We start from the raw sequence: 11,831 nt of genomic DNA, 5'->3' as shown, positions 1-11,831 counted from the left end.
AGAAGATGAATAATGATGCCGTGTTTTGTGCACAGGGACCCAAAGAATTATTACCTACAGGCTTAGGTACGTTAACGGGGCTCAATTTTGTTTTCAAAGATTTGTTTGACGTACAAGGCTACGTTACTGGGGCCGGGAATCCACAGTGGTTAAAAACACACGATAAAGCGCAGAAAACGTCACCATTAATTGAGCAGCTTTTGAATCAGGGAGCCGAGTGTATTGGGCGAGTGCAAACGGATGAGTTGGCGTACAGCCTTAATGGTCAGAATATCCACTACGGAACACCGGTTAATCCAAAGGCACCTGATTGTATCCCCGGTGGCTCCTCAAGTGGCTCCGCGGTGACGGTAGCAAAAGGAGATGCAGACTTTGCAATTGGAACTGACACTGGGGGCTCGGTACGTGTACCCGCAAGCTATTGTGGTATTTTCGGTTTAAGGCCGACATTAGGAAAAATCTCACTTGATGCTGCTTTCGAATTATCAAAAAGTTTCGATACTGCAGGTTTATTCGCCCGCCGCCTACCTATTTTGAAGCGCGTATATCAGGCGATTACGAGTGAGAATGCCAATACTTCTGCGTCAAAGGTAGGAATATTAAGTGTCTTCTGTAGTAAGCAGCATCTCCAACGGTTAAATCGATTTTCCCTTAGTGCACAAGAGCATGGTATTGATGTGACCATGGTAGACGACACCAGTCTTACAGAATGGATGCCTAAACTTAGTGAGCTATTTAGAACCATTCAGGGATACGAAATTATCGCACAGCATGACGCTTGGTTAAGTCAACACCTTGATTCACTAGATCCGGCGATTGCTGAACGAGTTGAGTGGGCAAGAACCATAACACCTCAACAATACGAAGCTAGTCAAACAAAGCAGGCGGTTTTTCGCGACCAGTTCATACAACTGTTGCAATCGGCTGGTGGCATCGTTGTATTACCAACGACACCAGCAGGTCCTCCTAAATTAATCACTCCTCCTGCTGAACTTGCAGTTTATCGTTCTGAGTTGATGGGAATGACAGCAATAGCTGGTTTAGCTGGCTGTCCTCAACTGCATATTCCAATGCTGAACTTTGGATTAGGCCCTTGTGGTATATCGCTTCTCGGTGTTCCTGGTAGTGAGTTGAATCTAATCAATACTGCTTTGACACTGGTTGGTGATGGAGAAGGGCTATGAAACATCAGATCGCATTTACCGCACCACATCACGAAGCAGCAAAAGTGGGGCTTAGTATTCTGCAGCAAGGTGGCACAGCGAGTGAAGCTATGGTGGCTGCCGCTGCTATGATTTCAGTTCAATACCCACATATGAACAGTATCGGTGGTGATAGTTTCTGGCTTATTTGTGAAAAAGGAAAAGATCCCGTTGCTATTGATGGTTGTGGCCGCTCTGCATTGAGTTCGGACTTAACTGCTTACCAGAACGCCGGAGATGAAATGCCGGATAGTGGCGGAGCTGCGGCGATTAATATGGCGGGTACGATTTCGGCCTGGAACGAAGCATTGAAAATGAATTCCACGGGTATTTCGTTGCAATCGCTTCTTGAACCTGCCGCTAATGCTGCAAGAACTGGCATTACAGTTACTCAGAGTCAGGCTGATGCGAGCGAAAAAACATTTAGTCGGTTAGCGGCCATTGAATCATTTGCGCGCATATTCCTCAACGAAGGTGCAGTGCTTCGCTATGGGGATACGGTAAAAAACCAGGCTTTAGCGGACACATTCGACCATTTGGCACAGTACGGTCTTGATGATTTCTATCGAGGTCAGCTTGCAGAAACGATTGCTGCTGACCTTGCCGAGCTAGGAAGCCCTCTGACTCTTAACGATCTGCATCAGCATAGCGCGGTTGTTGGAACACCTCTGAATGTCATGACGTCTCGGGGACGCATCTTTAATCATGACGCTCCTACACAAGGTTTAGCATCGTTACTTATTCTGGCGATTTATGACCGTTTAGCTGACCGAGTTCAAGGTGAAGCGGACCATATACATTTGTTAGTTGAAGCGACAAAACAAGCCTTTATTATCCGCGATCAGGAAGTTGTTGACCCGAAACAGGTCAATCAACCACTGCAACAACTACTTACCGATGATGTTATTGACTATTGTGTGAGTCAGATCAGCATGGACAAAGCCTTGCCGTGGCCTCATGTGGCTAAACCGGGAGATACCGTGTGGATGGGTGCGACAGATCAGTACGGTACGATGGTCAGCTTTATTCAGAGCGTTTACTGGGAATATGGCTCTGGAGCGGTTTTACCGCAGACTGGAATCCTATGGAATAACCGGGCGAAGAGCTTTTCACTGGATGAATCTCATCCAAATCATCTGGCACCTGGTAAAAAGCCATTTCATACCTTAAACCCCGCTTATGCCGAGTTTCAAGATGGACGACGGATGGTTTATGGAACCATGGGGGGCGAAGGACAACCGCAGACTCAAGCGTGTTTGTACTCGCGTTTCGTCTATCAGGGTAAATCATTAACTCAGGCGATTTCTGAACCGCGCTGGTTGTTAGGGCGTACCTGGGGAGATGACACTCATCAACTTCGATTAGAAAAAACACTTTATGAGTTACAGGGTGATGCGTTGAAGCAAAAGGGTCACGATATTACATATGTAACGGATAACAATGAATTAATGGGCCATGCGGGAGCAATCATGCTCAATACAAACGGTCTGGCAGAAGCAGCCAGTGATCCCCGTAGTGATGGCTTAGCAGTACTTGGAGAATAAAATGGAAACGAATAACTTATTTGAAACACTTAATCCCCCACAACGTCTGCTGATGGGACCTGGGCCAATCAATGCGTATCCTCGTGTCTATCAGGCACTCTCTTCTGCACTGATCGGTCAATATGATCCAGTAATGACGGGGTATATGAATCAGGTTCAGTCATTGTACCGCGGTGTTTTCGAGACGAAAAATCAGCACACAATGTTGATTGATGGTACAGCACGTTCTGGTATTGAAGCCGTTCTCGTTTCTATATTGAAGCCAGGAGACAAGGTTCTGATCCCTGTTATAGGTCGTTTTGGACATCTACTGAGTGAAATTTCCCATCGAGTCGGAGCTCAGGTTCGTACTATCGATTTTGAATGGGGTGAAGTGGCTTCTGCTGAGCGTGTTGAGCAGGAAATCAAGCAGTTTAAACCTAAGTTATTAGCGACGGTACAGGGTGATACGTCAACAACCATGAATCAACCTTTGGCTGAATTAGGCGAAGTGTGTAAACGTCATGGTGTCTTGTTTTACTGTGATGCAACCGCATCGATCGCGGGCAACGATCTTAAAGTGGATGAATGGCATCTCGATGCCGTTTCTGCTGGCTTACAAAAATGTCTTGGCGGTCCGTCAGGTAGTGCGCCGATAACCTTAAGCGATGCCGCGGTTGATGTGATCAATCGTCGTAAGCACGTTGAGGCAGGGATTAAGGCGGCGCACCATACAGCAGGTGAAGACGAGATTATCCGTTCTAACTATTTCGATTTGGCAATGATTATGGATTACTGGGGACCTGAGCGCCTTAATCACCATACAGAAGCGACCAGTATGCTTTATGCTGCGCGCGAATGTGCACGCATCTTTATGGAAGAAGGTGGTGCCAATGTGATTGCGCGTCATAAAGTCGCAGGTGATGCAATGGCCTCAGGGCTGAAAGCAATGGGCTTGACGTTATTCGGTCACCAAGACTTCAAAATGAATAACGTGGTTGGGGTTTATATTCCGGCTCAGGTTGATGGCGAAGCGGTTCGACTCGAATTATTGCATCGTTTTGGCATTGAAATTGGCACAGCATTTGGCCCTCTTACAGGCAAAATCTGGCGGATTGGTACGATGGGATATAATGCTCGCCAAGAGTGTGTATTAGCGACACTAGCTGGATTAGAAGCGATTTTGATCAAGCATAAAGCACCTATTGATGCGGGTCAGGCAGTTGTGGCCGCAATGGAACATTATAATAATTAAGCTGGATTTTGAGGAGATAGGATGCCGGTCACAAGGAATACAACAGCTCAACGGGTTATGAGTAGAATAGAGCAGCTTGCTGCGTTCAGTTCTATGGCAGGAATGGTGACACGTGCGTATCTGACCAAAGAGCACAAAGAGGCTCACGAACAAATCGGTCATTGGATGCGCGAGGCCGGTCTTCAAACATGGCAGGACGAAGTTGGAAATCAGTGGGGACGTCTGGTTTCCGCTGAGCCGACACAGGCTCCGATCATTATCGGTTCTCACAGTGATACTGTGGTTAACGCAGGAAAATACGATGGTACTCTTGGTGTTATTCTTGCCATTGAAGCCTTAGATCGTTTAAAAGATACGTCATTTCCGTTTCACATTGATATCGTTGCCTTTGCGGATGAGGAGGGGACACGCTTTAACACGACTCTGTTGGGATCGAGCGGCGTTTGTGGCATGTGGAACCCTGAGTGGCTGTCCATCGCTGATGCGGAAGGGACGACGATCGGTGAAGCTATGAAACAGTTTGGACTTGATGTTAATGCTATTGGGAAAGCGAGTCGGATCGATGAAGCTTATCAAAGCTATTTAGAAGTCCATATCGAACAAGGTCCAGTATTGGAAAATCGTAACCTTCCGGTTGGCGTCGTGACAGGAATTGCAGGAGCGAAGCGATATCTGATCGATATTAAAGGCGTGGCTGGACACGCAGGAACAGTACCGCTTGGGTTAAGGAATGATGCCTTATGTGCTGTGGCTGAAATGATATCAACAACAGAGCGTTTCGCCGGGGAACAGAATATTGTGGCGACGGTAGGCAAATGTAATATTCGCGGTGGAGCGGTCAACGTTATTCCTGGTGATGTCCAGTTTAGTCTTGATATTCGTAGTCAAGATCAAGCCTTGCTCGATAGTAGTTGTGAAGAGCTATTACAGCTTTTTTCAGTTATAGCAGGCAGACGGAATGTGGCTCTTACAGCAGAGAATATCTACCAGGCGAAAGCTGTGCCTTGTGATATGAAGCTTCAGGCTAAGTGGGCCAATGTTATAGAGTCAGTTACAGGCGAGCCCGCGTTTTATTTACCGAGTGGAGCTGGGCACGACGCAATGATGATGGCGAATATAACGCCAGTAGGCATGCTATTCCTTCGCTGTGAAAAAGGAATTAGCCACAATCCACGAGAAAATGTTGATGCCAGTGATGTTGCGATAACGCTCAGTTGCCTTCAAGAAATGATTCTTTCTTTTAGATAAATTCAGTTATATCTAGCGAAATATGGGGTAATACACTAAACGATGTGCTTTACATTTACGTTGTTACCCCTTACTTTCCAAGTACGAATCTTATCAATCTCTCAACTATGTTAAATTTGTTTGCTCGACTTTGGCTACCTCTAACCCTCTTTATCGTAGGTTTAATAACGTATCTTTCATTAACTCCCTTGGATGAATTACCGAAAGTGTCAGGCACAGATAAGCTACATCATTTTATTGCCTATGCCACACTCGCTCTACCGATTGCCTATGCAAGGCCTCGGTTTTGGTTCATTTTTATCTTAGGGTTTGTCGGCTATAGCGGTCTGATTGAGATTATCCAGCCTTACGTGAATCGACATGGTGAATGGCTCGATCTTTTAGCAAACAGTTGTGGTTTGACTTTGGGCACGCTGATTGCGGCTGCTATCAGATATGTAAAGATTCCAGATCAGCCGAAATTGAGTTCATAAAAGGGGCTCTTTCCACGACATAACGATGAGCAAGTGTATCTTTCTCGTTGAATTGGATAGTGATTTCTTCTGGATTGTCGGGGTGTTTGACAAAATGATGGGCGACCTTCTTACTGGCCACATTACCCGGTAGAATATCAATAAAGACGCGTTCTAACCTTATTTCATCAAAAGCAAAAACAAGAGCCAGTTCACTGGCGCTTTTTGCTACGCCTTTTCTCAACGCACTACGCCTCACCCAATAACCGAGAGTCGCTGAGCGTTTAAAATAATCGATGTCATTGATCGCTACAGAACCAAGGAATACACCGCTTTGATCGTCGTAGATAACAAAGCGATAATCTGTCTCGTGATTCCACTCAAACCGCGAGCCCTCAACCCAATTTTGAGCGTCGGAAATAGCATAGCCTTCTTTGCACCACGGTAACCACGGAGAGACATGCGATACAGACTCACGCACTGCATCGAAGAATGGAATGACATCATCATCTGTAAACTCGCGAATACAAACTGGCATAAGTGTCTCTCTGTGGTTTTTCTTTAATCTTACTGATTAATCAAGGATATCGCGAGATTAATTTGGTGATCCAGTAACTACTATTGACCATTAACGAATGCTCTAAATTTAGCCTTGGTACTTGGATCAGCTTGGTTGTACCAATAATGCAGCATTGATTCAACAGATGGTCCACCAGTAGGCGCTTGCTGATATTGATAATCAGCATTTTGCATTGATTGAGTTTGAGGCTGACTAGTCGAATGAATTTGACGATCTGACAGGGTCATTTCAGGTGCGAAAGTATGTACTGACGCGGCATTATTGCCTTGGTTATACAAGGCTGCTTCGGTTATATAATTGCGACCGAATTGGATACCATCTTTAACGAGTTTATCGTTTATTGAAGCCACTTTTTGGCCATCTTCGGTAGCGAAAGACCAATCCATAGTATGGATGTTAGCCTGAGCTTCTTTTAAGTCGCTGTATTCAGGCAATACGAATTCTAGGTTTTGGTTTGAAACTTGAAAGCTTGAAACTAAGACATCACTCTCAACGCCGATATTGTCTTTGCCCTGAGCAAAATACGGTTTGTAGCGAAAAAGAATTTGCTGTGTTCCATCTGGGAGGTGCAACGTTTTCGCGGAATCAAATACGCTGCCTGTTAATTTGGGTGTATGCCCGTTGGCTACAACGACGGAGACTTCTGGTGGAACTTTCATGGTCACTTCAGCTAGCGCAGACGCACTAAAAAGAAAAACAGGAATAAGAGAGATAACGGCTTTATTTTTCACGATACACCTATTTGAAGATTTAATAATAATCAGCAAAGGATGCCCGTAATTAAAGTTAATAACAAGATGGGTGTATCTAATATTAACAAAGAACTTGTAAATGCATAAAAATATCAAATCAATAAAATTAAACATATACTATTTTTAAATTTTTATTCTTTAAATAAGAAATAAAGAATATAGTTTTCTGTGAATATATATAAAATATTGTTTAGATTTCACTCCTCAATGTTTAACCGCTTCTTAACTGTATGGCACTTAGAATCGGAGTAATATAGTAGAAATGTTGGTGATTGGCAGGCCTATCCGGGGAGATCGAATGCTAGAAGAGACAAAAGAGTTGAATTCCAGTAAATCAGTAAACAAGTTGGCTCTTGTGGCTACATTCGGCATATTAAGTGCCTTTGCGCCATTTTCGACAGATATGTATTTGTCGAGTTTTCCTAGTATCGCCGATAGCCTAAATACGTCGATTGCTAATGTTCAGTACAGTCTCTCTACTTATTTTATCGGACTTGCGTTTGGTCAGCTGCTCTATGCTCCCATTATTGAACGTTATGGCCGCAAAGTACCAATGCTAATGGGTATACTACTGTTTGCATTGGTTAGCTTTATGATTATGTTCTCATCTAACATAGAAACCTTTGTGGGTTTTCGATTGCTGCAAGCTATTGGTGGTTGTGCTGGGATGATCGTAAGCCGAGTCATTATTCAGGACCTTTTTAGTCAACGTGAGTCGGCGAGTGCGCTCTCGCTCATGATGATGATTCAGGGAATTGGCCCGATAGCGGCCCCATTACTGGGTGCCTATATTCATAAAATATGGGGATGGGAAGCGGTCTTCTTATTCCTCGCTATTCTAGGGTTGCTGTGCTTTTTAGTGAGTATTAAAACGGTACCTGAGACATTAAAAGAACCTGTCGAAATTAATGTAAAGAATATTATCACACCGTTTTATGAGTTATTTAAACGCAGAGAATTCGTCATTCCATTACTTTCTGGAAGTATTGCGCTTTCAACCATGTTTATATTTATTTCCGGCTCTCCATTTGTATTCATGTCTATTTATGGGCTATCCCAGGAGCACTATAGTTGGCTGTTTGGTTGTTTTGCATTAGGTATGGTATTTAGTGGCCAATTTAATAACAAAATGATGAAAAAGCATTCTCCGTATCGTGTGTATAAATCAACACTTGTCTTTTTACTGGTTATGTCATTAATCGTTGTGCTATTGGGCCAAACGACGAATATGTGGCTATTTATCCTGCCTCTGTTTTTCTGTATTGCAACCGTCCCCATTATCGGTGCAAATTCAACGGCGATGGCGATGTCAGTCAGCGGTAAGTTCGCTGGTAGCGCATCTTCTATTGTTGGTGTAGTTCAGTTTGGATTTGCGAGTCTGACTAGCGCTTTAGTGAGTGGACTCAGTAATGGTACCAGCTATCCAATGACTATCGGTATTGCGGTTGTCAGTCTCTTAGCTATTGGTCTGATGTTCTTATATAAACCGACTTCTGACAGTGATTCGTGAATCAATACGCTGAATTGACAATCTGTTTTGATCTGGGTGATAGTATGCCCCAAATTGTTATCGGGTAATCATTTCCTATGAGATCACTATTTTCGCCTCTGGCCTTAAGTTTGGTTAGTACTGTTTTTGTTGCACCTGTTATGGCTAAAGTAGATACAAATCTGCTAGCGGGTAAATGGCAGTGTAACAGCAACTTTGTTGACTTATACGAGACGAATATAAAGTCCGTTCATGAATTATCGAAAAATGGCAGACTAAATAGCTCAGGCGACGTTATTCTCGCTATGCCTCAGTCAACGATTTCGGTAGGGTATCATCTTGAAGCGAAAGGTGTGTGGAGTGTCAAAGAAGACCAATTGACAGTCCGCGGAGAGGTGACATCGGTTAAAAATACCATGCATCCTGAATGGGACAAAATGCTTGGCTTAAAACAGCTACTTCCGGAAACATTAAAAGGTACAGCAACAATTACTCATCTCGATGCGAGCTCAATGACTTTGGATGATACTCGCACCGGAAGAGAATATGTGTGTCACCGAATGAGTTAAGCGCCTTGCTCATAAACTAACTCTCCGCTGATATAAGTTCGCTTAATTGCGCGCTCATCGGCAAGAGTTATTGTTGCAAACAGTGTTTCAGCCAACGTTTTCGAATGAGAGAGTCGTTGAGCTAAAATAGGAATGGATTGCAGATCGAGTTCAATGAAGTCTGCTTCTGTTCCTGTATTTAAGTTGCCAATTTTATCCTCTAAACGTAGTGCGCATGCCGCTCCTTGCGTGCAAAGATACAGACACTCAAATACGTTTAAGTTTTCATTTTGTAATTGCATCACTTTGTACAGTTCAGCCATATTCTTAAATAGATTTAAGCTTGTACCCCCGCCCACATCACTCGCGACTGCAATTGGAATATTTTTTTCTTTCAGCTTGAAGTAAGGAAATAGACCGCTGCCGATGAATAGATTCGAAGTAGGGCAACTAATGATGCTCGAACCTGATGTCTGTATTGCTTGAATTTCACGATCAGTAAGGTGAATACCGTGACCAAATAAGGCTCTTTCTCGAGCTAAACCGAACTTTTCATACACCGAGAAGTAATCTGGGCAGTCAGGGAATAGTTCTTTCACCCACGCGATTTCATCAACATTTTCGCTTAAGTGTGTTTGAATGAACACATCAGGATATTCGGCAGCAAGTTTACCTGCATTGGTAAGCTGTTCCTCTGTGCTTGTCGGCGCAAATCTAGGGGTAATCGCATAAAGTTGTCGACCTCTACCATGCCATTTTTCAATAAGCGATTTACTCTCGGTATAGGCTGATTGTGGGTTATCTTTTAGATTGTCTGGGCAATTTCTATCCATCAATACCTTTCCACAAATCATACGGGCATTGTAGTTTTGGCTCGCAGTAAAGAAGGCCTCGACCGATTCTGGGTGAACCGTTGCGTAAACGGCTGCAGTGGTTGTTCCGTTAGCAAAGATTTGTTGGAGAAACAAATGGGACTGCTGTAATCCGTAGTCATACTCATGAAATTGCGCTTCGGCTGGAAACGTATAGTCATTTAACCAATCGAGAAGTTGTCTACCATAGCTAGCGATTACTTCCATTTGCGGATAATGAACGTGAGTATCAATCATTCCGGGTAGCATCAATCCCTGGTGCGTGATGATGGACTCTTTTTGTGTATCAGAAAGGGTTGGTATGACAGAGTCTGCTGAGTGGAGCCCCAGAATAATCCCGTCTTCTATAATCAAAATTCCATTTTCTAGGTACTCAAAATCCGCTTCTGGCGAACGAGTTTGGGTTGGGAAGTGCAGAAACTGCCCCTGATGATATTGTTTTGCCATGCGGCTTCCTTGCTATATTGAGCTATTTTATATTGCTGACTTTTTAAGTGTATTTGATTCCGTGTATTCATCAAAATTAAAGCGTTGTGACGGAGAAACACAACGCTTTAAATGAGTTCATACTGGAAACTTATAATTTAATAAATTGACCATATGGTCAGATTGTAAGGTAAAAAAAGACCCACCCTATAAGTGGGTCTTTCTCTAATTAGTTTGGTATTTTTGCATCAATACCGTCAACGTACCAGTTCATACCAAGTAGTTCTTGGTCTGTAGCTTGAGAACCATCTTTGATTTTCAATGTACCTTGGTTGTCTTTTAGAGGGCCTTTAAATGGAACGATCTCACCAGAGATAATTTTATCCTGAGTTGTTTTGATCGCATCTTTTACATTCTGAGGAAGATTAGGATTAATAGAGACAATTTGTAGCACGTTGTCTTTTAGACCGCCCCAGTAATCTTCTGATTTCCAAGTGCCATTCATTACAGACTCGATAGTGTGAATGTAATGTGGTGCCCAATGGTCACGTACTGAGAACATGTGTGATTTTGGTGCGAAGTGGCTCATATCAGATGCTTGACCAACACCCATAACGCCACGTTTTTCGGCTGCGATAAGAGGAGCTGGGCTATCTGTGTGTTGAAGAATGACATCAACACCTTGATCAATCAGAGCATTTGCTGCATCAGATTCTTTACCTGGATCGTACCAAGAGTTAACCCATACGATTTTCATTTTTACGTTTGGATTAACACTTTTTGCGCCAAGGAAGCTTGAGTTAATATCACGGATTACTTCAGGAATTGGGAAAGACGCAATATAGCCGATAGTGTTTGATTTAGTTTCTAAACCAGCAGCAACACCTGATACATAACGACCTTCATAAGTACGTAGAGCGTATGTACTTACGTTTTTAGCGCGTTTATAACCAGTAGCATGTTCAAAAATTACTTTAGGAAAGCGTTTTGCTACTTTCAGTGTTGGGTTCATAAAACCAAACGATGTTGTAAAAATAACGTCGTTACCTGCTTTTGCTAATTGAGTAATAACACGCTCAGCATCTGCACCTTCTGAAACGTTCTCAACAAAAGTTGTTTTTACCTTGTCACCAAAATACTTTTCAACTTCTTTACGAGCCTGATCATGTTCGTAACTCCAACCGTGGTCACCGATAGGGCCAACATAAACAAAACCGACTTTAACAGGATCTGCTGCAAGCGAACTCACAGAGAAAAGTGTTGCCACTGACAAAGCAGCTGCAGACAACCACTGATTGATTTTCATGAAATACTCCGTTTTCTATTATTTCGTTATTGAAATTTAGAGCGCTTGAAAAATATAGCCTCAGACAACACTGAGCGTAGTCAGGTCGATATTTATACAAGTGTTGCTCGTTTTACTTTTCTTCAGTGCCATATTACATGATTCTGATGAAAAAATTCGTTTCAATTTGGTGCGTATT

11 protein-coding genes are annotated in these 11,831 nt (G+C 43.2%); 7 read left to right on the top strand and 4 right to left on the bottom strand.

Going from position 1 to position 11,831, the window contains the following annotated elements; genetic code table 11:
- Positions 1 to 5: 5 nt before the first annotated feature.
- The 5 genes from EES38_RS12660 to EES38_RS12640 all read left to right on the top strand — a co-directional run bounded on the left by EES38_RS12660 (position 6) and on the right by EES38_RS12640 (position 5,701).
- Positions 6 to 1,184, top strand: a complete 1,179-nt coding sequence (locus tag EES38_RS12660; RefSeq protein ID WP_124937573.1) for an amidase — start codon at positions 6 to 8, stop codon at positions 1,182 to 1,184.
- Complete coding sequence (locus EES38_RS12655; protein ID WP_124937572.1) at positions 1,181 to 2,746, top strand: gamma-glutamyltransferase family protein; 1,566 nt, start codon at positions 1,181 to 1,183, stop codon at positions 2,744 to 2,746. The genes EES38_RS12660 and EES38_RS12655 overlap by 4 nt, the downstream gene beginning before the upstream one ends.
- 1 nt (position 2,747) lies before the next feature.
- Positions 2,748 to 3,980, top strand: coding sequence for a pyridoxal-phosphate-dependent aminotransferase family protein (locus EES38_RS12650; protein WP_124937571.1), 1,233 nt, complete (start codon positions 2,748 to 2,750; stop codon positions 3,978 to 3,980).
- Positions 3,981 to 4,001: 21 nt separating this feature from the next.
- Positions 4,002 to 5,228: an allantoate amidohydrolase gene (locus EES38_RS12645; RefSeq protein WP_124937570.1), complete on the top strand. Its 1,227-nt coding sequence runs from the start codon at positions 4,002 to 4,004 to the stop codon at positions 5,226 to 5,228.
- A 107-nt stretch (positions 5,229 to 5,335) separates the two neighbouring features.
- Positions 5,336 to 5,701 (top strand): VanZ family protein, encoded by a 366-nt coding sequence (locus EES38_RS12640; protein ID WP_124937569.1) that lies wholly within the window; start codon positions 5,336 to 5,338, stop codon positions 5,699 to 5,701.
- Here EES38_RS12640 and EES38_RS12635 read toward each other — a convergent pair.
- Both EES38_RS12635 and EES38_RS12630 read right to left on the bottom strand, forming a co-directional pair.
- The gene (locus EES38_RS12635) at positions 5,658 to 6,218 is read right to left on the bottom strand and encodes a GNAT family N-acetyltransferase (RefSeq protein WP_124937568.1); all 561 of its coding nucleotides are present in this window, start codon (positions 6,216 to 6,218) and stop codon (positions 5,658 to 5,660) included. The genes EES38_RS12640 and EES38_RS12635 overlap by 44 nt on opposite strands.
- A gap of 80 nt (positions 6,219 to 6,298) precedes the next feature.
- Positions 6,299 to 6,991 carry a DUF2057 family protein gene (locus EES38_RS12630; protein ID WP_166434258.1) on the bottom strand — a complete coding sequence of 231 codons (693 nt, stop codon included), beginning with the start codon at positions 6,989 to 6,991 and terminating at the stop codon, positions 6,299 to 6,301.
- A gap of 319 nt (positions 6,992 to 7,310) precedes the next feature.
- On the opposite strand from EES38_RS12630, the gene EES38_RS12625 reads away from it, so the two are divergent.
- Together EES38_RS12625 and EES38_RS12620 are read left to right on the top strand one after the other, a co-directional pair.
- Positions 7,311 to 8,522 carry a multidrug effflux MFS transporter gene (locus tag EES38_RS12625; RefSeq protein ID WP_166434257.1) on the top strand — a complete coding sequence of 404 codons (1,212 nt, stop codon included), beginning with the start codon at positions 7,311 to 7,313 and terminating at the stop codon, positions 8,520 to 8,522.
- Positions 8,523 to 8,599: 77 nt separating this feature from the next.
- Positions 8,600 to 9,070, top strand: a complete 471-nt coding sequence (locus EES38_RS12620) for a hypothetical protein (RefSeq protein WP_124937565.1) — start codon at positions 8,600 to 8,602, stop codon at positions 9,068 to 9,070.
- Here EES38_RS12620 and guaD read toward each other — a convergent pair.
- On the bottom strand, positions 9,067 to 10,368 hold the full coding sequence (gene guaD, locus EES38_RS12615; RefSeq protein WP_124937564.1) for a guanine deaminase: 1,302 nt from the start codon (positions 10,366 to 10,368) through the stop codon (positions 9,067 to 9,069). The two genes, EES38_RS12620 and guaD, sit on opposite strands and share 4 nt — an antisense overlap.
- Before the next feature lie 208 nt (positions 10,369 to 10,576).
- The gene (locus EES38_RS12610; protein ID WP_124937563.1) at positions 10,577 to 11,653 is read right to left on the bottom strand and encodes a BMP family ABC transporter substrate-binding protein; all 1,077 of its coding nucleotides are present in this window, start codon (positions 11,651 to 11,653) and stop codon (positions 10,577 to 10,579) included.
- Positions 11,654 to 11,831 lie beyond the last annotated feature (178 nt).

The sequence above is a fragment of the Vibrio viridaestus genome (assembly GCF_003856525.1).
Lineage (GTDB): Bacteria > Pseudomonadota > Gammaproteobacteria > Enterobacterales > Vibrionaceae > Vibrio > Vibrio viridaestus.
This window is presented reverse-complemented; position numbering and strand designations above follow the sequence as displayed.